Genomic DNA, 24666 nt, shown 5'->3' with positions numbered 1-24666 from the left:
CGGAGGCGGGCCGGTATCGCCGGTTGTCGTCAGATGATTGCGGCCCGCTTGAGCAGCAGTTTGCCGGGGCCACCGATCAGACCGCACTCGTCGAGGAAGCGGATGGTCTTGGCAAAGCCGTCCCTGGTGCGGTCGCGGTAGTGCACATTGTTGCGCGCAGCCCGCTTGGCCTCGCGCTTGTCGAGGCCCGCGGCCTCGTACACCTTCGGGTTCACCAGGCTGTACATCACCAGGTACACGGTGACGGCCAGCGAGAGCTGGGTCATGCGACGACGCATGGGGGTCATCTCGGCCGCGATGCGCACCGTTTCTTCGCGGGCGAAGCGGATGTGACGGGCTTCCTCGAGCACGTGGATCTTGCTCACCGTGCGTGTGACCGGTTGTACGCGATCGTCTTTCATGAAATCGCGTTGCATCATGTCGAGGATCTCCTCGGCGGCAAGGGTGCCACCGAAGGCCAGGGATCCCGACGCCAGCGCCTTGAAGGGCCGCGAGAGGAAGTTGACCCACCGGGGCCGCTCGTAGTTGGGGATACCGAAGACCTCTGCCGCCTTGGCGAACATGGTCGAGTGGCGGCACTCATCGGCGATCTCGGTGAGCGCGAACTGGAAGTGTGGGCTCGCCGGGTCCTGGCGGTAGGCGTCGCGGATGAGCATCTGCATGAGGATGAGCTCGAACCAGATGCCCGTGGCGCTGATGCTGGCGGCCTCGTGGTTGGTGAGGGTGATGCGCTGCTCTTCGGTCATCCGGTCCCACAGGTCCGTGCCGTAGAGGCTGCACCACTCCGTGGTCATGCCGTAGAGACCGGGGACCACCTCGGCATCCCAATCGACCTCGATGAGCGGGTCGTAGGACTTGCGTGCGGCCGACTTCAACAACCTCTTGGCGATGTCCTGCCGGTCGTGCACGCGGTCGAGTCTGGACGCGGGTTCGACAATCATTGTCATCGCGGACTCCCTTCCAAAGGACGATGTGTGCTTAGGACCACAGTCCTATACGACACCGCCCATTGTCAAGGTTATTCGTCAATCAATGTTGTCATCGTTTGCGGAACCAAGACTGGTTCTGAATGGAGTCGACCCGGGGCCGCACGTCGACGATGTAGACGATCGCAGCGACCACAGCGATGATCCCGAGGAAGCTGATCGCGCCGAACAGCCAGATGATCAATGTGGCGGCCGCGAGGATGCTCACCCAGATCACCTTCGTCTGGCGGTCGACCGCCGGAAAGGCATCCGGCCGCTGAAGTGCGGCATGCACCAACGACACCGCCGCCGCGACTCCGGCCGCGACCGTCAACAGCAACAGGACAATGCTCTGCGCGTAACCCATGAAAGAGATGACATCCACGGTGGCAGCCTACTGTCCGGTTCGCCGAAGTTGGCGGTCGCGCCGAAGAAACACGGCGGCGGTGAGCCTGACGGCTCGTCAGTCGATGACTATCCGGTGGTCTTCTTGGCCGGAGCCTTCTTGGCCGGAGCAGCCTTCTTGGCGGGCGCCTTCGCTGCGGTGGCAGGTGTGGCGGCCTTCGCCGGGGCCTTCTTGGCGGGAGCTTTGGCCGGAGCCGGTTCCGTGGCGGCCGGCGTCTTCTGAGCCGCTTCCTTGGCCTCGGCGATCTTCTTGGCAGGTGAGTTCTTCGAAGCACGCGCCTTGATCTCAACCTTGCCGGCGGTGCCGTTGAGCTTGTCGGTGGCCTCGTCGGTGGCGTCCTCGATGGCCTCTTCGATGTTGGCCGAGGCGCGACCGGCGAGCTTCGCCGCGCGCTGGCCGACGGCCCGCGTCTGCGAGGAGATGGTGCCGAGGGTGTCCTCGGTCAGGTCAACCGCGTCGTTGTAGACCTTCTCGGCGCGCGAGAGCTGTTCTCCGACAGCAGGAGCGGTGCGCAGGCGCTCGACGGTCTCTTCGCCGCGCTCGGCGAGCGAGTTGTAGATGCCGGTCGCGACCTCGATGTAGGCCTCGGCGACCTTGCGCAGCTCTTCAGGGGTGAACTTGGTGCGCAGCTCTTCCACGGTCGAGGGAACCTCTTCCGGCAGCGCCGTGATGCGCTCGCGGGTTTCCTCGATGCGGCTCTGCGCGGTGGTGCGGGTCTCTTCGAAACGCGCCTGTGCCTGCTCGGTGGCGGTCTCGGTGCGCTCGCGCAGCTGGGCGATCACTTCGTTGACCTGCTTGAGGGCGAGGTCTCCGGCGCCGACAGCGGCGTAGATCGGGTTGGCGAGATTGCGGTCTGACTTGGTCATGTGTTGTCTCCGGTATCTGAGGTTGGTGCTGATTGTGTTGTGTCCGTGTCGCTTTCGCTCGCAGCCCGGTTCTCTTTACAGAAGGACTCGTAGATCTCGAGCAACACTTGTTTCTGGCGTTCACTGATGGCGGTGTCGGCCATCAGCGCGTCGCGCATCGGACTCGCGGGCCGCTCTTCCAAGATTCCGGCCCGCACGTACAGCACTTCGGCAGACACACGCAGCCCCTTTGCGATCTGGGCCAGTACGTCTGCAGAAGGTTTGCGCAACCCTCGTTCGATTTGACTGAGGTACGGATTGCTCACCCCCGCGCGCTCGGCGAGCTGACGCAATGACACCTCGGCGGCGATCCGTTGAGACCTGATGAAACTGCCTATGTCCTGGGCAGCGGTGGCAACGTTGGCACCGATGTCCTGGGCAATGTCCTGTGCCGCGTTCGCGACAACCGCCGTCACCGGTTCGTCCTCGGATTCAGCTGGTGTGGGAACCATTCGGCTACTCCTTCAGGCTTCGGTTCCCCATACTGCCACGTCCGCTAGCAATTGCAAGCAATCTGCTAATTCGTGATGGAAACCACAGCCGTTGGCTGGTCAGAGGGTCTACCGCCCGCCTCATCCCATTTGCTAGTGGAAGAGCAGCACGGACACGGTGTAGATGGTGAGGCCGGCCAGCGATCCCACCACGGTGCCGTTGATCCTGATGAACTGCAGATCCCGACCCACCTGCAACTCGATCTTCTTGCTCGTGTCGTCGGCGTCCCAACCACGGACCGTCTCGGTGATCACCGAGATGATCTCCTGCGAGTAGTTCTGCGAGACGTGCCGTGCCACGCGCACCATCCACTGGTTCATCTTGTTCTGCAGCACCTCGTCGTCGCGGATGCGGACGGCCACCTGGATGATCGAATCGGTCAGTGTGGCCCGCAACGTCCCGTTGGGATCGGCCAGCAATTGCTCGATGAGCGCCTTGCCCGCATTCCAGGCGGTCGACGCCGCACCGGTGACCTCGTCGCGTTCGAGCATCTCGGTCTTGATCGCCTCGAGTTTCGCGATGGTCGCCGGATCGTTCTGCAGGTCGGTCGCGAGTTGGACGAGCATGGCGGTCATCGCCTGGCGCACCTGATGATCCGGATCCGACCTCACCTTGAACGTGAACTCGACCAGCTCACGGTAGAGACGATCACCGACCAGTGAGTTCACGAACTTCGGGGCCCACGCGGGCCCGTCCTTGTCGATCACCCGGTCGATCAGATCCTGGCTGCCCAGAGCGAAGTCGTGGGCCCGGTCGCAGACCATCTGGATCACCGGCTCCAGCCGGTTCTCTGCGATCAATTGTTCGAGCACCCGCCCGGCCGGCGGTCCCCATTCAGGTTCGGCGGCCCAGCGCATTCCCGCCATGATCAGCTGCTCGATGTCCTCGTCGTCGAGCATCTCGGCAGCGAAAGCGATACCCCGCGCCGCTTCGGCACCCACCCGGGGTGCGTTCTTCGGATCGGCGAGCCATGACGAGACCCGGGTGGGCAATGCCAGTTGCGACACCTTGTCTTCGATGACCTCAGGGGTCATGAAGTTGTCCTCGATGAAGTCGCCGAGCTGTTCGCCGATCTGGTCCTTCTTCTTCCGGATCAACGCAGTGTGCGGAATCGGAATCCCCAGTGGGTGTTTGAACAGCGCCGTCACCGCGAACCAGTCGGCGAGCGCGCCCACCATTCCGGCCTCGGACGCCGCGCGTACGTAACCCACCCAGGCAGCGACGTTGTCGCCGTCCCGATCCTCGATCCAGCGACAGAAGAAGTAGACGGCAGCGGCGAACAGCAGGAACCCGGTGGCCACCATCTTCATCCGGCGAAGCGCGGCCTTGCGTTCGGCGTCGGCTCCGCTGAGCCCGGCGATGGTCCGTTTCGGGGCCTCACCCGACGGTGAGGACGAAGGCCGGCCGGCCGGAAGCTCACCGGGCAACCGATGGCGTCCACCCGGGTCGATGGCCGGCGGCGTCGCTGGAGTCGCATTCATTTGTCCAGTGTTACCCAAAGTCGGGGCACAGAATCGCGCCGGCGAAGGTGACTCGGCTCTCTTTGGGTGTTGCGCAGTGCCGGGGAACATAAGCTGGACGCGACCGCCCACGACCAGAAACGACTCCGCACCGATGTCACCACGTCCCAACCCGGCCGCCGCCGCGCGCGCGGCCGTTGCTGCCGCCGCTGTCGCGGCCAGCAAAGGTGTTGCGTTGCCTCAGGCGATCCGCCACCAGGTGGGTGCCGACGAGGCCAAACCCGACGGCCGCAAACGCCGGTGGGAAAGTCACAAGGAAGCCCGGCGCAGCGAACTGGTCGATGGCACCCTGGCTGCGGTACGCACCCTCGGCGCCGATGCCGGGATGGACGAGATCGCCCAGGAGATAGGCGTTTCCAAGACCGTCCTCTACCGGTACTTCACCGACAAGAGTGACCTCACCACTGCCGCGATGATGCGTTTCATCGAGACCGTCCTGGTGCCACGCCTCGGCAGTGCGATCAACGAGGACGTCGGCGAGTTCGAACTGACGCGGATGGTCATCTCGGTCTATGTGCAGACCGTTGCCGACGAACCGCAGATCTACTCGTTTGTGATGTCGGGCGGATCGGGCTCGGAGGTGGTGGCGGACTCCCAGAAGCTGATCGCCCAGATGCTCACGTTTGTCATGATCAACCGACTCGTGGAGCAGGGCTCGCAAACCGGTGGTGTCGAGACCTGGGCCTACAGCCTCGTCGGGGCCATCCAGCTCGCAGTGCATTGGTGGATGGTCGAGCACCGGCTGGGCAAAGAACAGCTGATCGACTACCTCACGATGATGGTGTGGTCCTCGATTGCCGGCATCACCGCAGCCGGGGGCTCGGCGGAGTACTTCAACTCTCTGGACCATCCCCTCCCGAAGGCGCCCGGCGCTCCGGAGTGACCGCTGTCGGCGATCGTTGTCGGGCACCGGCGGCCGCGGGATAGGTTTGTCGGCATGGCTGAGCACGAGGACGACGGGGCCGGGTCCTACTCAGGTCCGGCGACGGTGACGATCGACGGGCACGAGCCCGCGCAGGTTCAGGTGGAGTTGTCGGGGCATTTCGATCCGCTGGCAGGTCGTTACGTCTGGGCCGGACGCATCCGGGGGCTCGCGCCGGCACTGCCCGCCGACGTGGTGATAGCCGCCGGAACCCGGGCCATCGTCGAGACTCCGGAAGGGGCGGGCGAGGGTGAGCTGTCCGCGGTGGACCTGTTCGGTGGTTTCACCATCGCGGGCGTCACCGCTCCCCCGTTCGCGCAGCTACCCGACGACGTCGATCGCGACGACATCCACATCCCGGGAACGTCGACCGGAGAGGACATCCGGTGACCGAACGCGTGGCGCTGGTGACCGGCGCCAGCCGTGGCGTCGGCAAGGGTGTGGCAACGGCATTGGGGGCCTGCGGCTGGACCGTCTACGTGACCGCCCGCGGTGGTGTGACGCCGGATGAGCCACTGGGACAGACGGTGTCGGAGATCAACGCGTCCGGTGGCGCCGCGGTCGGCGTGAGCTGCGACCACTCCGACGACGCCTCGGTGTCCGCCTTGTTCGACCAGATCTCGGCAGAGCATGGTCGACTCGACCTGCTGGTCAACAATGTCTGGGCGGCCCCGAAGGGGTTCGGCGGATTCAGCGACAAGTTCTGGGAGCGGCCAATCGGTGATTGGGACACCCTGATCACGGTCGGTTTACGGGCACACTACGTCGCCTGCGTGGAGGCCGCGAAGATCATGGTTCCGCAGGGCAGCGGCCTGATGGTCAACATCTCGTCGTTCGGGACCCGCGGCCACCTGCATTCGGTGCTATACGGCATGAGCAAAGCCGCCCTCGACAAGATGGCCTTCGACATGGGCCACGAACTCTCCGGCACCGGCGTGGCCGCGATCTCGTTGTGGCTGGGCCTGATCCAGACCGAGCTGCTGATGTCGCTGGGCATCGAGGAGTTCGCCGGTTTCCGGCTGGACGAGGCAGAACATCCTCAATTCGTCGGCCGCGTCATCGACCGTCTGTGGCGGGATCCCTCGTTGCCCGAGCGCAACGGCCACACCCTGGTGACCGCGGAACTCGGCGCGCAGTACGGGTTGGTGAACAACGACGGAACGCCACCGAAATCCCATCGCGAACCGTTCGGTGGGGGGCCACTGTTCCCGCCCGCCTGACCCACGAATGGGTTTGTGCAGACGCTCTGGTTCAGACCGGTGTGCAACGCACGTGAGCGTGCGTTGCTGCAGCCAGTTGGCTCCCGTCCAGCCCGTCAGTTCTTGACGCCGGCCTTCGTGGACTCGTACTTGTAGAACCCGTGCCCGGACTTCTTGCCGAGCCGGCCGGCCTCCACCATTCGCAGCAACACAGGGGGCGGGGCGTACAACGGTTCCTTGAACTCTTCGTACATCTTGTCGGCGATCGCCTTGACCGTGTCGAGACCGACGAGGTCACTCAGTTTGAGCGGACCCATCGGGTGGGCACAGCCGAGCACCATGGCCTTGTCGATGTCTTCCACCGTGGCAAATCCGCTCTCCACCATGCGAATCGCGGAGAGAAGGTAGGGAACCAACAGTGCGTTGACAACAAACCCGGAGCGATCTGCCGATCGGACCACTTCTTTGCCCAGGATGTCGCGGGCGAATTGCTCTGCGCGCGTGGTCACCTCGGGCGAGGTCATCAACGTGGTCACCAGCTCGACGAGTGGGAGTACTGGAACCGGGTTGAAAAAGTGCATGCCGATCACACGGTCGGCATTGGCTGTGGCCATGCCTAGCTTCATGATCGGGATCGAAGAGGTGTTGGAAGCGAGCACGGCATTCGGGTCGGTGACCACTTTGTCGAGCTGCTTGAAGATTTCAGTCTTGATCGATTCGTCTTCGATCACTGCCTCACACACCATCTGCCGGTCAGCGAAGTCGCCCAGATCGGTGGTGAACCGCAGCCGCGCAGAGGCCTGCTCCCGTTCGCGTTCGGTGAGCTTTCCGCTGCTCACACCGCGATCAAGGGACCGCAGGATGCGGGATCTTCCGGCGGCTGCGAGCTCGCGGGTCGTCTCGTACACCAACACGTCGGCGTGCGCCCGGGCACAGACCTCGGCAATGCCTGCGCCCATCTGACCGGCACCGATCACGCCGACCCGCGAAATCTTCTCGCTCACAACAAGCTCCTAAAAAACAACGAGCACAACATCTTTGAACCGAAAAATCGGAACCGAGATCTTCGAACCAAACAACCAACACAAAGGCGAGAGGTGGGTAACCCTTGCGGGGTACGCCCAGAACTCACCTGAAAACGAGCAGGCGGCCCGCAACGGTAGTCGCGAGCCGCCCACTAGTTCGCTCAAGTTCCCGAGAGGGGGTCCAGTTCTAGTGGAATTGACCCTCTTCGGTGCTTCCTGCCAGCGCGGTGGTGCTGCTGGTGGGATCGACGGTGGTGGCGATGTTGTCGAAGTAGCCGGCGCCGACCTCACGCTGGTGCTTGACGGCGGTGAAGCCACGCTCGTCGGCGGCCTTGAACTCGCGGTTCTGCAGGTCGACGAACGCCGTCATCTGCTCGCGGGCGTAACCGTAGGCGAGATCGAACATGCCGTAGTTCAGCGAGTGGAAGCCGGCCAGGGTGATGAACTGGAACGTGAATCCCATTGCGCCGAGCTCGTTCTGGAACTTCGCGATCGTGGAATCGTCGAGGTGCTTGCTCCAGTTGAACGACGGGCTGCAGTTGTAGGACAGCAGCTGGTCCGGGAACTCGCTCTTGACGGACTCGGCGAACTTGCGGGCGAGCTCGAGATCGGGGGTGCCGGTCTCCATCCAGATCATGTCGGCGTACGGCGCGTAGGACTTGGCGCGCTCGATGCACGGCTCGATGCCGTTCTTGACGTGGTAGTAGCCCTCGGCGGTGCGCTCACCGGTGACGAACTTCTTGTCCCGATCGTCGACGTCGGAGGTGATCAGCGTGGCCGCCTCGGCGTCGGTGCGGGCGATGACCACGGTCGGAACGTTGGCGACGTCTGCAGCCAGGCGCGCCGCGCTCAGGGTGCGGATGTGCTGCTGGGTCGGGATGAGCACCTTGCCACCGAGGTGGCCGCACTTCTTCTCCGAAGCCAGCTGGTCTTCCCAGTGGGTGCCGGCGGCACCAGCGGCGATCATGGCCTTCTGCAGCTCGTAGACGTTCAGCGCGCCACCGAAGCCGGCTTCACCGTCGGCGACGATGGGAACAACCCAGTTGTCGACCGAGTTGTCACCCTCGACGCGGGCGATCTCGTCGGCGCGCAGCAGAGCGTTGTTGATGCGACGGACGACCGAGGGAACCGAGTTCGCGGGGTACAGCGACTGGTCCGGGTAGGTGTGGCCCGAGAGGTTGGCGTCGCCGGCGACCTGCCAGCCGGAGAGGTACACGGCCTTGAGGCCGGCGCGAACCTGCTGCACAGCCTGGTTACCGGTCAGGGCACCGAGTGCGTTGATGTAGCTGCCGTCACCCTGGGTGACACCCTCCCAGAGGATCTCGGCGCCACGGCGCGCGAGGGTCTGCTCTTCGACCACAGAACCCTGGAGGTTCGCGACCGACTCCGCGCTGTAGTCGCGGGTGATGCCCTTCCAACGAGGGTTGGTGTCCCAGTCCTGCTGGATCTCTTCGGCAGTCCTTGGTTTTCCGACGGTGCTCATATCTCGCACTCCATTTTCGTTAGCTTGCTGGTGTAGTGGCCCGCTCCGGTGGGTCCGGAGCCCAGCCGAACCTGATCGGGGCAAATTAACAACTTCTTCACCCTGGCGAGGCGGTGCCTTAACCGAGAGTGCCACACACAAATCCGCAGGTCCACAGGTTGTCTCGTGTGAATTCGGGCCAGCTTTTCCCACCGTTTTGCAAACTTTGCGAAGATCAGGGTGTGAACCGGCTGGAATTAACTACTCTCCAGTACGCAAAAAGTACGCGCGTACTGGGATTTTGCTGCGGGGCCTCCCACTCGATTCCTGTGACCGAGAGCAACACTCAACCCGCACCGGCCCGCGGCAGCAACGGAGATACGGTGACCACAATCACACACAGAATCGGACACGAGCTGTGCCCGGCGATGCCGCGGGGTCAGGCCGCAGCGCGAAGGACCGCGCGCTTGAACAAGTCCGAAAAGCCTAGGTCGCTCATCCCGCCCTCGGACGAGATGGCCACCACTTGCACCGTGGTCCCGTCGACGACTGCATAGGCGGCCAAGGTCTGCTGGACGTCGGTACGGCCACCGGGATACGTCGTCGTCGCGGTCGACTTCACCAGCAACGACACTGACGTCGGCAACGGCGGCGGGCTCAGCCGCTGGTTGTCGGTCACCACCGTGGTGCCCGCAGTGCTCCCCTGCGTGATCGTGACGGTGACCCTGGCGCACGCGCCGGAGCTCGTTCGGACATCGGCGTCGATGTCTCGGACCGCGGTGGTCACGAGCTCGGTGATCGTGTTCCCGACCGGGGACTGGCGTGCCGACACCGCCGCGTTGCCCGCATCGAGTTGTTCGTTGAGATCGGCGTCGGCGGTGGGCCGGCATTGCGCCGGTTCGAACACGGCGGTCTGCGCCGCGGCCAGGGCGGCCGCATTCTGGTCGCGGAGATCGACGATCCCCAACTCAGTCGGTTGGTATCCGTCCGGGAACTCACGGGCGGGCAGCAACTTCTCCGCAAGACTCGTCGGTTCCTCCGACGACGACGACGCGGGCCCATCGTCTGTCGAATCGTCGCCGCATCCGGCACTGATCAGGCCCAGCACCGTCAGGAGGATGACGCCTGCACCCGCTCGTCTGCGCAACACCCCCACAGATTAGACAGGTCAGACAGTGCCACCGGCGACCACGTCAGCACGGCCGCCGCAGCGCATCCATCCGGACAACTCGCTGGTCGACCTCGTTCCGGCACACCTGCCGTCGGTCGCGAGCCGCCTACGCTAGAAGTATGCCCAAGACCTACGTCGGCGCCCGACTGCGACAGCTGCGCTCCGAGCGCGGCATCTCCCAGGTTGCCCTGGCGCAGTCACTGGACATCTCCCCGTCGTATCTCAACCAGATCGAGCACGACGCACGACCTCTGACCGCTCCCGTATTGCTCAAGATCAGCGAGGTGTTCGGCGTCGACACCTCGTTCTTCGATTCTCAGGACAATGCGCGACTGATCGCCGAGGTGCGTGAGGTGGTGATGGACGAGGACGTGGGCGCCAGCGCCGACGCTCAAGAGATCACCGATCTGGTTGCCAGCCATCCCGAACTCGCCAAGGCCATGGTGAACCTGCACCGCAGATATCGGATCGCCACCGATCAACTCGCAGCCGCAACCGACGACCGGGGCGACGGCAGCATGCGCGGTTCGATCAGCGCACCGCACGAAGAGGTGCGTGACTACTTCTATCAGCGTCACAACTACCTCCACGAGCTCGACACCGCCGCCGAGGAACTCACCACCCGCATGCGGATGCACTCAGGCGACATTCGGCACGAGATCACCGACAGACTGCAGACGGTGCACGGGGTACAGATCGTGCGACGCGTCGACCTGGGCGACACCGTGCTGCACCGATTCGACCCGGCCACACGACGTCTGGAGATCTCGGGGCACCTCTCGCAGGGACAGCGGGTGTTCAAACTGGCAGCCGAACTAGGGCACCTCGAGTGCGGCGACCTCATGCGTCAGATGGTCGACGAGGGCAACTTCACCTCGGACGAGGCCCGGCGGCTGGCCCTACTCGGGATGGCGAACTACTACGCTGCCGCCGCGGTGCTGCCCTATTCCCAATTCCACGGTGCCGCAGAGGATTATCGCTACGACATCGAACGACTGTCGGCGTTCTTCTCGGTGTCGTACGAGACGATCTGCCATCGGCTGTCCACTCTGCAGCGCCCCAACCTGCGCGGTGTGCCGTTCACGTTCGTGCGCGTCGACCGCGCCGGCAACATGTCGAAACGACAGTCCGCCACCGGTTTCCATTTCTCGAACAGCGGCGGCACGTGCCCGCTGTGGAACGTGTACGAGACGTTCGGCTCGCCGGGCAAGATCCAGATCCAGATCGCCCAGATGCCCGACGGTCGCAACTACCTCTGGGTGGCGCGCACCGTCGAGCGGCGGGCGGCGCGGTTCGGCCAGCCCGGCAAGACTTTTGCCATCGGGCTGGGTTGCGAGCAACGTCATGCGGCGCGGCTCGTGTACTCCGACGGTCTCGAGATCGGTCCGCAGGCCAACGTGACCCCGATCGGTGCCGGGTGCCGGGTCTGTGAACGGGTCAATTGCCCGCAGCGAGCCTTCCCTGCGCTCGGCGTCAAGCTCGACATCGACGAACACCGCAGCACCGTATCGCCGTACTTGGTGCGCTGAAACCGAGCCGCCAGGACCTAGACCGGGTCGAGGATACGCCGCAGGAACTGCTTGGTCCGTTGGTGTTTCGGTGCGCCGATCACCTCGGCAGGTGGCCCCTTCTCCAACACCACCCCGCCGTCGGCGAACAGCACCTGGTCGGCGACCTTCTGCGCGAAGTGGATCTCATGGGTCACCACGATCATCGTCCAACCCTGTGCGGCAAGGTCTTTCATCACCCCGAGCACCTCCCCCACCAGCTCGGGGTCCAATGCTGACGTGGGCTCGTCGAACAGCATCAGTTTGGGCTTGAGTGCGAGCGCTCGGGCGATTCCCACGCGCTGCTGCTGACCACCGGACAGCTGATGCGGGTATTGGTCGCGCTTGTCGGTCAGGCCGACTTGCTCGAGCAATGCGTTGGCCTCGGTGATGACCTCGTCGCGCGGGCGCTTCTGCACGATCGTCGGGCCTTCGATGATGTTCTCCAGCACTGTCTTGTGCGGAAACAGATTGTGTCCCTGGAACACCATGCCCGACTGCGCCCGGTACCGGGCCAGCAGCGGCTTTGCGACCGGTGCGTCGAAGTCGACGGCGACGTCGGCGATGGAGACCTGGCCGCCGTCGGGGATGTCGAGTGCGTTGAGCGAGCGCAGGATGGTCGTCTTGCCTGATCCGGAAGGGCCGATCAGCGTGGTGACCGATCCGGTTGCAACCGTGAAGTCGATGCCCCTGAGCACGTGGTTGTCGCCGAATGATTTGGAGAGACCGGTGACGGTGACCAGGTCGCCGGTGGGCTGGGATTTACGGAGATCGGTCATTTGGCCACAAACCTGTCCAGTCGGAACTCGAGGCGTCCCTGCGCAAAGGACAGTGCAAGGCACACAATCCAGTAATACAGGGCGGCGGTGCCGTAGAGGGCGAAGTACTCGAAGGCGGGGGCTGCCGCGATCTGTGCGGTCCGTAGAAGCTCGGTCACCAGGATCGTGGAGGCCAGCGATGTGTCTTTCACCAATGAGATCAGGGTGTTCGACAGCGGCGGAACAGCCGTGCGCAGAGCCTGAGGCAGGATGATGCGCCGAAGGGCGGTGGTGTAGCCCATCCCGATCGTCTCCGCGGCCTCCCACTGACCCTTAGGAATGCTGCCGATGGCCGCCCTGATGATCTCGGCAGCGTAGCCACCGACGTTGAGGCTGAACGCGATTGCTGCGGCGGGGAACGGATTGATGAGGATGTTCAATTCGGGCAGTGCGTAGAAGATGATGAAGAGCTGCACCAGCAACGGGGTGCCTCGGATCAGGGATATGTAGATCCGGGCCACCGAGGAGATGGCCCGGTTCCTCGACATCCTGGCCAGTGCCACGCCGAGCGCGATGACCAGTCCGAAGAAGAAGCTGATCGCCGTCAGCGGGATGGTGACGGTGATGGTGGCCTTGGCCATCGGCCAGAGGTTGTCGGCGATGAGTTCCCACGTGCTCGGTGCTGTCTTCTCCTCGGCCGTGCCGGCTGCGTTGGCGTCGAGGTAGGTCTGCGAGATCTCTTCTAGGGTTCCGTCCGCCCGGAGCTCGTCCAGCGCGCCGTTGATGTTGTCGAGCAGTCCGCTGTCCTTGCGGGCGGCAAACGCCTGCTCAGAGCGCTCCCCGATGTTCGCGGCGATCTTGATGCTGGTGTCGCCGGTGGTGGCCTGATAGGCGAGCACCGAGAGACTGTCGTTGACCGTGGCCTGCACACGGCCCTGGTTGAGCAGTTTGATCGCGGGGGTGAAACCGTCCACCGACTCGACGGTTGCCCCGGCGTCTCGTGCCACCCCGGCCCAGTTGCTGGTCTCCGTCTGCGCGGTGGTCTTGCCCCGGAGGTCGGCGAGCGACGTGATGGACGTGTCGTCGGCCTGGGTGACGATCACGCCCTCTCCGATCGCGTAGGGCTCCGACAGGTCGTATTTCGCCTTGCGCTCGTCGGTGATGGTGACCTGATTGGCCACCACATCGAAGCGGTCGGCCTCGAGGGCGGCGAAGATCGAGTCGAAGGGCACCTCGACGAACTCCACCCGCAGACCGAGCTTGTCGCCCACGGCCTTTGCGACGTCGACGTCGTAGCCGACCAGTTCGCCGGTCTGGGAGTCGTGGTAGCTGAAGGGCGGATACGTGCCCTCTGTCCCCACCCGCAGCACACCTGATTTCTCGAGTTCGGCAAAACCACCGACATCGCTACCGCCGCACCCGGCAAGAACGGCCATGGCCGCAAGCGCGGCCCCGACCACGATCAGTATCCGACGCACGAGTCGCTCCACTCCTTGATCATCAAGCCGCCCCGATCAACTCTGCCCGAATCCCCCGCTCGGCGACCACTCAGGTGCACCGAATGCCGACGACGCTTTTTCAGCGTCTCAAATGATTGTGTGCAACTCCGGGTCGGCGCCACTCCGATAGGTTGGCTTGGTGAGTTCACAACGGATCGACCCCGGAAACTTTCGTCAACTCGGACCGTTCAACTGGGTGATCAGCAAGGGTGCTGCGCGCACCCTCGGCCTGTCGGACATGCACCTGTTCTCCACGCTGGGCCGCGGCAAGGGCCTCTTTCGTGGATGGCTGCACTATTCGGCGAAGATGATGCCGTTCGGCTCACTCGCTCGGCACGACACCGAACTGGTGATCATCAGAACCGCCCATCTACGCACCTGCGAGTACGAACTCGACCATCACAAGCGTCTCGGCAAGCGAGCAGGCATCGACGAGGCGGAGTTCTCGCGGATCCTCCAGGGGCCGGACGCGGGATGGTCGGGCAAAGAACTGGCGTTGCTGCGCGCGGTCGACGAGCTGGTGGGTACCAAGGACCTGAGCGACGTGACGTGGAAGGAGCTGTCGGCGCATCTCGACGACCGCCGACTCATCGAGTTCGTCCTGCTCGTCGGTCAATACGATTCGCTGGCCACCACGATCGGAACGTTGCGTATCGAGCGTGACCATTGAGCGCCGCCACCGACAAGGTTCGCGGCATGCTCGACCCGGGGCGGGTGGCCGGGCCCATCGACGACAGCCCGGGTTACCTTGACCTCCTGGGGCCGCCCGAGCCCGCTGCGAGCACCAGCTTGTCGATCATGCAGAACCCGGTGTTCGCCACCATCTATGAGCGGGCATGGCGGCCGGTGTTCACCCGACTGTTCAGCCTCGGCGGTACGTCCACGAAGGAGTTCGACCGGCAACTGGTTGCGCGTCTGGGCCGCGCCGGCGACCGCACCATCCTCGATGTGGCATGCGGCCCCGGCAATTACACCCGCACACTGTCCGATCAGCTGACCGGAGAGGGAGTGTGCGTGGGTCTGGACTTCTCGGTTCCGATGATCGAACGGGCGGTGCGCACCAACAGCGGTCCGCGAGTGGCATACATACGCGCCGACGCACACGAGATACCTTTTCCCGACGGCACTTTCGACACCGTCTGCTGCCTGGCCGCTCTTTACCTCGTTCCCGACCCCGGTGTGGTGCTCGATGAGCTCGCCAGGGTGACGGCGCCGCAGGGCGAGGTCGCGGTCTTCACCTCCCTGCGCACCCCACTCACATCGCTTCCGGGTGTGTCGTTGGTCGCCGGCCGGAGCGGCTACCACCTCTTCGAGCGGAACGAGGTGACCGACCGACTGCGGGCAGCCGGTCTTGTCGACATCGAACAGACCGTCACCGGCCAGGCCCAGTACGTCACTGCCCGCAAACCCGGCTGAACACCTCGAGCGCCGGGACAACGGGGTCAACTCAGGGCGTGAAGGTTCTTCGCCGTCGGTGACTTCTCGACCGACGCGGGATCAGGGTCCGTCCCCAGCAGCCGATCGGCCGTACCGGAGGTGGTCACGGTGAACCAATAGTGCTCGTTCTTGTAGTGATGAAACCGGTGGTTGCGCCACGTCGCCTTGTACAGACGGCTTTTCGGCTTGTAGTCGGTATGGATCAGATAGTGCGTCCACTCGTAGACCAGCCCCAGCGCACCCAGCGTGGTCAGGAATGTCAGTCCCAGCCCGAGCGGTCCGAACCCGAAGACGCCGATCAGGACTGCGACCGGGATCACGACGCAGAGCACCTGCCACGGGATGAAGATCAGCGGTATGTTCCGCGGATCTCGGTGGTGTTCGCGGTGTTTGCGCGAGAGCAGTGAATCGACCTTCAGCGAACCGACCGATCTCGGGCGCCAGTGGAGAACACCGATATGAATGATCCACTCCGCCAACGGGAACGACGCGACCATCACCGCCGGTATCACTGCATCGGTCCACTGCCAATCGGCCACCAGCACGCGGACTGTACCGGAACCGACCAACAGCACCGTGATCATCCACGGTGTGGGATGTCGCACGAACTCGCCGAACGCGGCCCCGAGGGTCAGTCCACGGCGAGTGCTCGATCGCCCCTGCTCGTCTTTACGAACCCGGTCATGGGCTCGACGGTCAGATGTCATCGGTGTCCTCCGTATCGACTGTCCCCTCGCGCAGCAAGGTCTCCATGTCTCCGAACGCCGACATCAAGATCGATGTGGCGGGTTCGAGCAGGGTGGCCGCCGCCTGGGTGGCCGCCGCAGGATCGCGATCCGCGATCGCCTCGACGATCGCGCGGTAACCGTCGGCGTTGCCGACTTCGTCAGCCAGCGCCACCGCGAACGCTGACAACGCCGGTTCGTAAGCGGCCCGCATGGTGTTGTACAAGAGCCGGAAGGTGATCGAGTCGGCACCGTCGACCACCGCGTCCCAGAAATCGAGCGCCGCAAACTGTTGGGCCACTGGCTCTGCGGTGTCGGCGAGCTTCTGCGCCGCCGACCGCGCCGCGGCTATCTGGGTATCGTTTGCACGCTGCGCAGCCAGTTCGGCCACTTTGGGTCCGATGTGCGCCCTGGCCTCCACCACCGAGCGGGCCACGGACACATCGAGTTCGCCCCCTCGAAAGAGCAGTCGCGGAAGCAGATCGAGCCCGCCGAACCTTCTGACGTCCTGGACCGTGGTGCCCCCACCCTGCCGGATGGTGACCAGACCGGCTGCGGCCACACGCTTCATGGCCTCGCGAATCGCGGGTCTCGACACTCCAAGCACTCTGGCCAACTCCCGCTCGCTGGGCAGGTTCTGGCCTGCGGGCAGATCCCCGCTGAGCACTCCGTCGACGATCTGTTCGTACACGTCTTCGGGCACGCTGCGATGTTTGATCGGTTCGAACGGCATGGCCCGACGATAGAAGCGACCTGGTTATTGGTCAAGTGGTCATACCAATATTGGTGGGCTAGCGTGAGTCCATGACCGACCGAACCCACGTCCACGCGTTCACCGACGACGCGCTCGGCGAACACGACGCCAAGTCACTGGCCGCAGCGATCGCCGCAGGTGAGATCAGCGCGCGCGAAGCAGCCGACGCCGCCATCGCCCGCGCGGAGACGGTGAATCCGGAACTCAACGCAATCGTGGTGACGGATTACGACCGCGCCCGCACGGCCTCCGAACGGCCGGCCGGCGGAGCGTTCGCCGGGGTTTTCGCTGGAGTCCCCACCTTCATCAAGGACAACACCGATATCGCCGGCCTGCCGACGGGCCACGGCTCCGAAGCCGTTCGCCCGAAGGTCAAGTCGACCACGGAGCCGTACGCCGAGCAATACCTGTCAACGGGCATGACGATGCTGGGCAAGACCACCCTGCCCGAGTTCGGCTTCAACGCAACCACCGAGTTCGAGCACCTGCCGCCCACCCGTAATCCGTGGAACACCGCGTATTCCGCCGGTGCCTCATCCGGCGGGTCGGCCGCGCTGGTCGCTGCGGGGGTGGTGCCGATCGCTCACGCCAACGACGGCGGCGGGTCGATCCGTATCCCGGCTGCCGCATGCGGATTGGTCGGCCTCAAGTTGACGCGCGGCCGCGAGGTGCAGTCGTTGCAGGGCAAGCAGATGCCGGTCGACATCGTGTCGAACAACGCGGTGACCCGTACCGTGCGCGACACCGCTGCGTTCGTCGCAGCAATCGAACAGTTCCGGCCCGCCGCCAGGTTGCCCCGCGTGGGCAAGGTGGAAGGCCCCTCCGAGCGACGTCTGCGGATCGGATTGATCACCGATTCCATCGCAGGCGAACCCACCGACGCAGAGACCAAATCGGCCGTCGACGACACGGCAGCGCTTTTGGCGTCTCTGGGCCACGACGTCCGCGACATCACGATTCCCACCGATCAGACCTTTGTCCGCGACTTCATCCACTACTGGGCTCTGATGGCCTTTTCCACCCAGCATTTCGGCGGTCGGGTGACGGGCTCTCCGTTCGACAAGTCGAAGACGGACTCGCTGACCAAAGGCCTGGCGCGGCAATTCGTTCGCCGGCCATGGCTGACGCCGTTGTCGATCCGTGGCCTCAAGAAGAGCGAGCGCCAGTACCGCGAGGCATTCACCGACCTCGACATCGTGCTGTCGCCGGTTCTCGGGCACACCACCCCGGAGCTCGGATACCTCTCCCCCGCAGCTGGATTCGACGTGATGTTCCCGCGTTTGGTCAACTACGTGAGTTTCACCCCGTTGAACAACGCCGCCGGTGGACCGGCCATGTCACTACCGCTGGGTCGCACCACCGGCGGTTTGCCCATCGGCGTGCACTTCTCGGCGGCACATGGTGACGAACGAACCCTGCTGGAGTTGGCGTTCGAGCTCGAGGCAGCGCGTCCCTTTGCCCGTATCCAGGACCAGGTGCAGGCAACCGGCTGAGCCACCTCAGCAACCCGGAGGGCGACTAGCTCACACTTGCCAGAGCGAACGGCAGCACCTCGCTCGCACCGGCCCGGCGTACCTGGCGTGCGGCCATCGTCAAGGTCCATCCGGTGTCGGCGATGTCGTCGACCAGCAGCACCGGCCCCACCACTTCGGAGAGCACTGCCGGGTCTGGATCGACCCACGACTCGGCAAGTGCGGCAACGCGATATGCGGAGTTGGCGGCAGTCACCGGCCGACGGTCGGGCGCGTACCGCAGCGTGCCGAGATTGGTCAGCCGGCCCAGTTCCGACAAGCGGTCGGTGACCGAACCGATCAGGATCGGGTGAGTGTCGGAGTCGAGCCCCATGATGGCCGTGGGCCGGTTCTGCCACGGCCAGGCTGCCAGAACTGCGACCGCTGCCTTGATCACCTCGTCCGGGGCCGGGGCGTCCGGCTCGTCGAGGAGCCGGCGCAGGCGTGCGCCCCAGCCCAGGTCGGTGAGACGGCCGATGACCCGGCCCATCTCGGGACCGTCTTTGATCTTGCCGGACAGCTCCACACCGAGCTTCTTCATTCCCGACGGCCACTGCTTGCGTGGGGCCAGTTCGACGCCCGGCCGTTGCAACTGTTCGCGGGCCGCATCCAATGCTGCCCGGTCGACGTCGGCCGAATAGCGTTGTCCGGCGCAGTTGTCGCACCGTCCGCACCTGCTGCCCGACTCCAATTCGGGGTCGTCCAATTGTTGCCGCAGGAACGCCATCCGGCACCCATCGGTGTCCTGGTAATCGAGCATCGCCTGCTGTTCTCGGCGACGTGCCTGCTCGAGCTTCTCGTATCGCGCCTCGTCGTACGTCCAGGGCTGGCCGGTACCCAGCCATCCGCCCTTGACCCGCCGAACCGCCCCGTCGACGTCGAGTACCTTGAGCACCATCTCCAGCCGCGACCGCCCGAGGTCGACCAGCGGCTCCAACGCAGGTGTCGATTGTGGTCGCTCGGTGTCGAGCGCATCGATCACCCTGCGCACCAATGCTTCCGGGGGAAAGGCCACCGACGCGAAGTAGCGCCAGATCTCCTGGTCTTCGCTGCCCGGCAGCAGGATCACCTCGGCGCTCGCCGTGGAGCGGCCCGCGCGGCCGACCTGCTGGTAGTAGGCGATCGGCGAGGACGGCGCGCCGAGGTGGACGACAAAGCCGAGGTCCGGCTTGTCGAATCCCATGCCGAGGGCCGAGGTGGCCACCAAGGCCTTCACCCGATTGGCGAGGAGGTCGGCCTCGAGCTGTTCGCGCTCGGCCGCGTCGGTGGATCCCGTGTAGGCCGCAACCTGATGGCCCATGTCGGTGAGCAGCGTTGCCACATCGCGGGCCGCCGAGACGGTGAGTGTGTAGATGATGCCCGATCCTTCGATCGAACCGATGTGTGCGGCAAGCCAAGCCACCCGTTCGGCCGAGGTCGCGACCTTCACCACCGACAGGTGCAGCGACTCGCGGTCGAGGCCACCACGCAGCACCAGCGTGTCGCCGCCACCCACCCCGAGCTGGGCGGCCACGTCGTCGACCACTCGGTCGTTGGCGGTCGCGGTGGTGGCGAGCACCGGCACGTCCGTACCCAGTTCGGCAACCAGTGTGCGGATCCGCCGGTAGTCAGGCCGGAAGTCGTGGCCCCAGTCCGACACACAATGCGCCTCGTCCACCACCACGAGCCCTGCGTCGGCGGCGAGAGACGGGAGCACGTTGTCGCGGAAGTCCGGGTTGTTCAAGCGCTCCGGACTGACGAGGAGTACGTCGAGGTCACCTTCGGCCACCCGCTGGTGGATGTCGTCCCATTCGGTGACATTGCCCGAGTTGATGGTCGCGGCCTTGACACCGGCCCGCTCTGCCGAGGCAACCTGGTTGCGCATCAGGGCCAGCAGCGGCGAGACGATGACCGTGGCGCCGCGGCCCTCGGCACGCAGGAGTTTGGCCGCGATGAAGTAGACGGCAGACTTTCCCCAGCCCGTGCGTTGCACCACCAGCGCGCGTCGCCGCTGCACGACCAACGCCTCGATCGCCGTCCACTGGTCGTCGCGCAACGTGGCGGCCGGGCCTGCCAGTTGCTCGAGGATCTCCTGGGCCTGCGCGCGCGTGGCTGTGGTTCCGGTTCCCGTGGTCATTGCCCCATCGTGCCCTGCTTCTACGACAACGTCTCCATCGGCGGAACGCTCGCCGCGGAACTGCGGTGGTGCCGTGCCGCACCAGAGTTCCGCGGCCGCTCACGCAACTCGTTGTCGCTCACGCAGCAGACCGAGCAAACACCAGAACCCCGCACACCCCACCCGCCCCGCTCACCCAACTCGCCAAAGCTCGCACTACAGACCGAGCAAACACCAGCACCCCGAGCGCCGGATCACATATTGCGGTAATCGCGTGTGTACATCCGCGGACCGCGGCGGGCGGGCATCGGCATGTACAACTCGATGAGCCGGATCACCCGATAGCGATGTCCCGCATAGGGTTCGAGTAGTTCCAGCATGCGGTCGTCGTCGATCGCCTCACCGATCAGCGTATGGCCCACCTGGGAGGGGATGTGATAGTCCCCGACCGGTACCGCGTCTGCGTCACCGACCGCGCGAACTCTCGTTTCGGCGGCCGTCCACGGCCCGACCCCTCGGAGCAGGTGGAGTTTGTCGGCCTTGCGTTCGACGTCGTAACCCGCGGCCCGGACGATGGTCTTGCGCCGGGCCGGTTCGGCACCGCTGGCGTGCCACTCCCACTGCGGGATCTCGCGCCACACCTGCTTAGGCGGCGGTACCTTCATGCTCGGCGAGCCGGGCGCGGGTTCGCCGTACTTGCGCACGATGTACCGCCAGGCCCGCCAGGCTTCCCGGCCGGTCACCTTCTGCTCCAGGACGGCTGCCGCAAGCGCCTCCCACACCCGGTCGGTGCGGCCGATGCGCAGCCCCTGACCCTGATGTGCCAGCCCGGCGATCACATCGTGATGCGCGACGAACTCGTCGGCGTTGTCCTCGCTGCCCAGCATGCGGGGCATCTGGTCGAGCAACCACCCTGCGCCGGGCCCCCACGCCCTGCCGATCACCGACTCGCCCCGCCGCGACACGGCCAGTGTGCCGGGCCCGTCGGGAGTGTGAATCGCCCGCCAGATCGACCCGTTCGGTGCGTACTTGAACGACGGATCACCGCTACCACGACGATGCAGACTCAACGTCGCACGAATGTTCAACGGCCCCTGCGGAATCCACTCGCGGGACAAATGCGTGGGGCCCGGCGAGATCTCGCCGGGCCCTACGATCGACATGAGATGTCTAGAGGTTGATCATGTGCCCGATGGCACCGTGGAAGGTTTCCTGCATCGCCTCGGACATCGTCGGGTGAGTGTGCACGTTGCGCGCCAGCTCGGTTGCCGTCAGATCCCACTTCTGGGCCAGCGTGAGCTCGGGCAGCATCTCTGAGACGTTGTCGCCCACGAGGTGCCCGCCGATCAGCTCACCGTGGGTGTTGTCGGTGATGAGTTTGACGAAGCCGGTCGGCTCGCCGAGCCCCTGCGCCTTGCCGTTCGCGGTGAACGGGAAGGTGGACACTTTGACGTCGTAACCTTCTTCTTTCGCCTGCTCCTCGGTCAGTCCGAACGAGGCCACCTGCGGCTGGCAGAAGGTGGCGCGCGGCATCATCCGATAGTCGTCGATGATCATCGTCTCGGCGCCGCCGATGGTCTCGGCGGCCACCACACCCTGTGCTTCGGCGACGTGCGCCAGCATCAGCTTCCCGGTCACGTCACCGATGGCGAAGATGCCGTCGACGTTGGTGCGCATGTAATCGTCGATCGCGATCGCTCCGCGGTCGGTCACCTCGACACCGGTCTTGTCCAGGCCGTAGCCGTCGACGCGCGGCGCGAAGCCCACCGACATCAGCACCTTGTCGACGGTGAGCTCCCCGTCTTTGTCCTTGGAGTCGGTGTACTTGACGACCACCTGCGAGCCCTGGTCATCGATCGACTGCACCCGGGTGGAGGTGAGGATCTTGACTCCGAGCTTCTTGTACGCCTTGGCGAGTTCCTTCGACGAGTCCTTGTCCTCGTTCGGCAGAACCCGATCGAGGAACTCGACGATGGTGACATCGACCCCGTAGTTCGCCATCACGTAGCCGAACTCCATACCGATGGCGCCGGCGCCGACGATGACGATCGAGTCGGGCAGCTCACGCGTGAGGATCTGGTCTTCGTAGGTGACCACGTTCTCCGACAGCTCGACGCCGGGAAGAAGTTTCACGGTGGCACCCACCGAGATGATCACATTCTCGAACGTGATCTCACGGTCGCCGACCTTGATCGTCTTCGCGTCGGTGAACTCCCCGAAACCGTCGATCTCGGTGATCTTGTTCTTCTTCATCAAGAAGTGAACGCCCTTGACCATCTTGTCCGCGACCTGGCGGCTGCGGTCGAACGCAGCACCGAAATCGAAGGTGACGTCGCCGGAGATCCCGAAGGTCTTGGCCTGATGATTGAAGACGTGCGCGAGTTCTGCGTTACGCAGCAACGCCTTGGATGGGATGCATCCGACGTTGAGGCACACCCCGCCCCAATACTTCTCTTCGATTACTGCGGTTTTCTGTCCGAGTTGCGCCAGCCGGATCGCGGCGACGTAACCTCCCGGACCTCCGCCGAGGACAACTGTGTCAAAGTGTTCAGCCACGACGTCCACCCTACGTCGCCGCACCTGCGGGCGCTGACGGATACCCCTAGTCGGAGCCGTCTTCGTTCAGAGCGAACAAGCGCGGCCACAGCGGGCGTTCAGCACGTCGGGATCCACAGCCAACGGTCAGGACGCTTGGGCATGTCGGCGTCGTCGGTGTCCGCGACCGCGTCGTCGACACCGGGGTCGAACGGGAGATCGGTCACCGACCGGCGTTGCTCGTCGTCCCGACCGTCCTGCCCGTGCTGCCCTCGATCTCGCTGTGAACTCATCTGCATGCTCCTGCTGGGTGCGCGTGCGGCACATCGCCCTGTGTCCACGGCCGTTCGCCGACACCATGAAATCGTCTCACCAAGGATTCGGTGCCCAGCGGCACACGGATTGAATCAGCAGGCAAAACCAACTAGAACGTGTTCTTGTTTGCGATCCCAAACCGCGCTACCGTCCCAAGGGTGCAGCCCACACCGTTCGAACCAGCCTCGCTAGGTCCCCTGCGATTGAAGAATCGTTTGATCAAGTGCGCCACCTTCGAAGGCGCCACGCCTGAGGCACTGGTCACGCCCGAGTTGATCGAGTTCCATCGGGAAGTGGCAGCCGGCGGGGTCGCGATGACAACAGTTGCCTACTGCGCCGTGTCGCCCGAGGGACGCACCGACCGCCACCAGATCTGGATGCGACCAGAGGCGATACCCGGGCTACAGAAACTGACCGACGCGATCCACGCCGAAGGTGCCCTCGCCGCAGCTCAATTGGGTCACGCGGGACCAGTGGCCAACCCCATCTCCAATCAGGCCAAGGCACTGGCGCCGTCGCGGATTCCCGCGCCGATGGGCATGACCCTGTGCCGCAAGGTCACCTCCGACGACATCGCGTCGATGCTCGTGAAGTTCCGCCGCGCGGCCCGTATCGCTGTGGACAGCGGATTCGACGGCCTCGAGATCCACTTCGGCCACAACTACCTGGCCAGCAGTTTTCTCAGCCCACTTCTCAACCGCCGCCACGACGAATACGGCGGATCCCTGGTGAACCGCGCCAGATTCTGCCGCGAGATCGCCGAGGCGGTACGCGATGAGGTCGGCGATGAGGCCGCGGTATGGGCGAAACTCAGCATGTACGACGGCTTCCCTGGAAGTCTGCAGGTCGATGAGGCCTGCCAGGTCGGCAGACTCCTCGAATCCGACGGGCACCTCGACGCCCTCGAGCCGACCGCGGGCAGTTCACTTCTCAATCCGATGTATCTGTTCCACGGCGATGCGCCCCGCAAGGAGTTCGCTGCCTCGTTCAAGGGCGTGATGCGGTGGGGGCTCAAGGCGGTCGGCCCCTTCTTCCTCAAGGAGTACGACTACCACCCCGGCTACCTCCTGCCGCTCTCCCGGCAGTTGCGTGAGGCCGTCTCCATGCCGCTGATCCTGCTCGGCGGCATCACCGACCGCGCCTCGATGGACACGGCCATGGCGGAAGGCTTCGAGTTCGTGGCGATGGGCCGCGCGCTGCTGCGCGAACCCGATCTGCCACTGCGCATCGAAGCCGATCCGTCGACGGTGTCGCAGTGCATCCACTGCAATCTGTGTATGCCGACCATCTACTCCCATACCCGGTGTCCCATCCGCACCGGTGAACGGGTTGCGCACGGTGGCGTCGTGGCACCGGCCTGATCCTCATGTGTGCACAGCGATGACGATCGAGATGGGGCTGAATCGACAGATCAGTTGCGGGG

The 24666-nt window shown here is 64.7% G+C and carries 24 protein-coding genes; 8 read left to right on the top strand and 16 right to left on the bottom strand.

What is annotated here, in order from left to right:
• Window positions 1–29 precede the first annotated feature (29 nt).
• From ACVWY6_RS08855 to ACVWY6_RS08835, 5 genes are all read right to left on the bottom strand, one after another.
• Window positions 30–947 carry an AurF N-oxygenase family protein gene (locus ACVWY6_RS08855; protein WP_457537464.1) on the bottom strand — a complete coding sequence of 306 codons (918 nt, stop codon included), beginning with the start codon at window positions 945–947 and terminating at the stop codon, window positions 30–32.
• A 91-nt stretch (window positions 948–1038) separates the two neighbouring features.
• On the bottom strand, window positions 1039–1332 hold the full coding sequence (locus tag ACVWY6_RS08850; RefSeq protein WP_033336109.1) for a DUF2516 family protein: 294 nt from the start codon (window positions 1330–1332) through the stop codon (window positions 1039–1041).
• A gap of 107 nt (window positions 1333–1439) precedes the next feature.
• A complete protein-coding gene (locus ACVWY6_RS08845) occupies window positions 1440–2237 on the bottom strand; it encodes a hypothetical protein (protein ID WP_023957496.1) in 798 nt (265 codons plus the stop codon).
• Entirely contained in the window at window positions 2234–2728 is a 495-nt protein-coding gene (locus ACVWY6_RS08840) for a helix-turn-helix domain-containing protein (RefSeq protein WP_023957498.1), read from the bottom strand. The genes ACVWY6_RS08845 and ACVWY6_RS08840 overlap by 4 nt, the downstream gene beginning before the upstream one ends.
• Before the next feature lie 132 nt (window positions 2729–2860).
• Window positions 2861–4078, bottom strand: a complete 1218-nt coding sequence (locus ACVWY6_RS08835) for a DUF445 domain-containing protein (RefSeq protein WP_031332082.1) — start codon at window positions 4076–4078, stop codon at window positions 2861–2863.
• A 304-nt stretch (window positions 4079–4382) separates the two neighbouring features.
• Here ACVWY6_RS08835 and ACVWY6_RS08830 point away from each other — a divergent pair, with 304 nt between their 5' ends.
• Genes ACVWY6_RS08830 through ACVWY6_RS08820 form a run of 3 tightly spaced genes read left to right on the top strand, consistent with a single transcriptional unit; the run spans window position 4383 to window position 6430 of the window.
• On the top strand, window positions 4383–5171 hold the full coding sequence (locus ACVWY6_RS08830) for a TetR/AcrR family transcriptional regulator (protein ID WP_023957502.1): 789 nt from the start codon (window positions 4383–4385) through the stop codon (window positions 5169–5171).
• A 54-nt stretch (window positions 5172–5225) separates the two neighbouring features.
• Window positions 5226–5600 carry a DUF4873 domain-containing protein gene (locus ACVWY6_RS08825; protein ID WP_116917801.1) on the top strand — a complete coding sequence of 125 codons (375 nt, stop codon included), beginning with the start codon at window positions 5226–5228 and terminating at the stop codon, window positions 5598–5600.
• On the top strand, window positions 5597–6430 hold the full coding sequence (locus tag ACVWY6_RS08820) for an SDR family NAD(P)-dependent oxidoreductase (RefSeq protein WP_457537461.1): 834 nt from the start codon (window positions 5597–5599) through the stop codon (window positions 6428–6430). The genes ACVWY6_RS08825 and ACVWY6_RS08820 overlap by 4 nt, the downstream gene beginning before the upstream one ends.
• Window positions 6431–6525: 95 nt before the next feature.
• Here the strand turns inward: ACVWY6_RS08820 and ACVWY6_RS08815 are convergent, their stop codons facing one another.
• The 3 genes from ACVWY6_RS08815 to ACVWY6_RS08805 form a co-directional block, all read right to left on the bottom strand.
• Window positions 6526–7413, bottom strand: coding sequence for a 3-hydroxybutyryl-CoA dehydrogenase (locus ACVWY6_RS08815; RefSeq protein ID WP_457537459.1), 888 nt, complete (start codon window positions 7411–7413; stop codon window positions 6526–6528).
• A gap of 208 nt (window positions 7414–7621) precedes the next feature.
• Window positions 7622–8917, bottom strand: coding sequence for an isocitrate lyase (aceA, locus tag ACVWY6_RS08810; RefSeq protein WP_023957510.1), 1296 nt, complete (start codon window positions 8915–8917; stop codon window positions 7622–7624).
• 418 nt (window positions 8918–9335) lie between these two features.
• Window positions 9336–10046 carry a hypothetical protein gene (locus ACVWY6_RS08805; RefSeq protein ID WP_457537456.1) on the bottom strand — a complete coding sequence of 237 codons (711 nt, stop codon included), beginning with the start codon at window positions 10044–10046 and terminating at the stop codon, window positions 9336–9338.
• Window positions 10047–10186: 140 nt separating this feature from the next.
• Here ACVWY6_RS08805 and ramB point away from each other — a divergent pair, with 140 nt between their 5' ends.
• Entirely contained in the window at window positions 10187–11596 is a 1410-nt protein-coding gene (gene ramB / locus ACVWY6_RS08800; RefSeq protein WP_023957514.1) for an acetate metabolism transcriptional regulator RamB, read from the top strand.
• 17 nt (window positions 11597–11613) lie between these two features.
• On the opposite strand, the gene ACVWY6_RS08795 is transcribed toward ramB, so the two are convergent.
• On the bottom strand, window positions 11614–12393 hold the full coding sequence (locus tag ACVWY6_RS08795) for an amino acid ABC transporter ATP-binding protein (RefSeq protein WP_062795250.1): 780 nt from the start codon (window positions 12391–12393) through the stop codon (window positions 11614–11616).
• A complete protein-coding gene (locus ACVWY6_RS08790; RefSeq protein ID WP_116917822.1) occupies window positions 12390–13808 on the bottom strand; it encodes an ABC transporter permease subunit in 1419 nt (472 codons plus the stop codon). Before ACVWY6_RS08790 ends, ACVWY6_RS08795 begins: the two co-directional genes overlap by 4 nt.
• Window positions 13809–14010: 202 nt before the next feature.
• Here ACVWY6_RS08790 and ACVWY6_RS08785 point away from each other — a divergent pair, with 202 nt between their 5' ends.
• Together ACVWY6_RS08785 and ACVWY6_RS08780 are read left to right on the top strand one after the other, a co-directional pair.
• A complete protein-coding gene (locus ACVWY6_RS08785) occupies window positions 14011–14541 on the top strand; it encodes a carboxymuconolactone decarboxylase family protein (protein ID WP_457537455.1) in 531 nt (176 codons plus the stop codon).
• 26 nt (window positions 14542–14567) lie between these two features.
• On the top strand, window positions 14568–15287 hold the full coding sequence (locus tag ACVWY6_RS08780; RefSeq protein WP_457538554.1) for a class I SAM-dependent methyltransferase: 720 nt from the start codon (window positions 14568–14570) through the stop codon (window positions 15285–15287).
• A gap of 26 nt (window positions 15288–15313) precedes the next feature.
• Here ACVWY6_RS08780 and ACVWY6_RS08775 read toward each other — a convergent pair whose 3' ends face one another.
• Window positions 15314–16015, bottom strand: a complete 702-nt coding sequence (locus ACVWY6_RS08775) for a sterol desaturase family protein (protein ID WP_457537454.1) — start codon at window positions 16013–16015, stop codon at window positions 15314–15316.
• On the bottom strand, window positions 16005–16766 hold the full coding sequence (locus ACVWY6_RS08770) for a FadR/GntR family transcriptional regulator (protein WP_457537452.1): 762 nt from the start codon (window positions 16764–16766) through the stop codon (window positions 16005–16007). Before ACVWY6_RS08770 ends, ACVWY6_RS08775 begins: the two co-directional genes overlap by 11 nt.
• Window positions 16767–16837: 71 nt before the next feature.
• Between ACVWY6_RS08770 and ACVWY6_RS08765 the strand changes: the two genes are divergently transcribed.
• Window positions 16838–18280 (top strand): amidase, encoded by a 1443-nt coding sequence (locus ACVWY6_RS08765; RefSeq protein ID WP_457537450.1) that lies wholly within the window; start codon window positions 16838–16840, stop codon window positions 18278–18280.
• Window positions 18281–18305: 25 nt separating this feature from the next.
• Here the strand turns inward: ACVWY6_RS08765 and ACVWY6_RS08760 are convergent, their stop codons facing one another.
• The 4 genes from ACVWY6_RS08760 to ACVWY6_RS08745 all read right to left on the bottom strand — a co-directional run bounded on the left by ACVWY6_RS08760 (window position 18306) and on the right by ACVWY6_RS08745 (window position 23221).
• Window positions 18306–20414, bottom strand: coding sequence for a RecQ family ATP-dependent DNA helicase (locus tag ACVWY6_RS08760; protein WP_457537448.1), 2109 nt, complete (start codon window positions 20412–20414; stop codon window positions 18306–18308).
• A gap of 233 nt (window positions 20415–20647) precedes the next feature.
• Window positions 20648–21556, bottom strand: a complete 909-nt coding sequence (locus ACVWY6_RS08755) for a DNA-3-methyladenine glycosylase family protein (protein ID WP_457537447.1) — start codon at window positions 21554–21556, stop codon at window positions 20648–20650.
• Between the two features lie 7 nt (window positions 21557–21563).
• Window positions 21564–22949 carry a dihydrolipoyl dehydrogenase gene (gene lpdA / locus ACVWY6_RS08750; protein ID WP_457537445.1) on the bottom strand — a complete coding sequence of 462 codons (1386 nt, stop codon included), beginning with the start codon at window positions 22947–22949 and terminating at the stop codon, window positions 21564–21566.
• Between the two features lie 98 nt (window positions 22950–23047).
• Window positions 23048–23221 (bottom strand): hypothetical protein, encoded by a 174-nt coding sequence (locus ACVWY6_RS08745; protein WP_317713486.1) that lies wholly within the window; start codon window positions 23219–23221, stop codon window positions 23048–23050.
• Between the two features lie 180 nt (window positions 23222–23401).
• On the opposite strand from ACVWY6_RS08745, the gene ACVWY6_RS08740 reads away from it, so the two are divergent.
• Window positions 23402–24604 carry an NADH:flavin oxidoreductase gene (locus ACVWY6_RS08740; protein WP_457537443.1) on the top strand — a complete coding sequence of 401 codons (1203 nt, stop codon included), beginning with the start codon at window positions 23402–23404 and terminating at the stop codon, window positions 24602–24604.
• Window positions 24605–24666: the final 62 nt, after the last annotated feature.

It is taken from the genome of Williamsia sp. R60, assembly GCF_054063855.1.
Note: the sequence above shows the minus strand (reverse complement) of the source record. Positions and strands in the feature narration are given on the sequence as shown.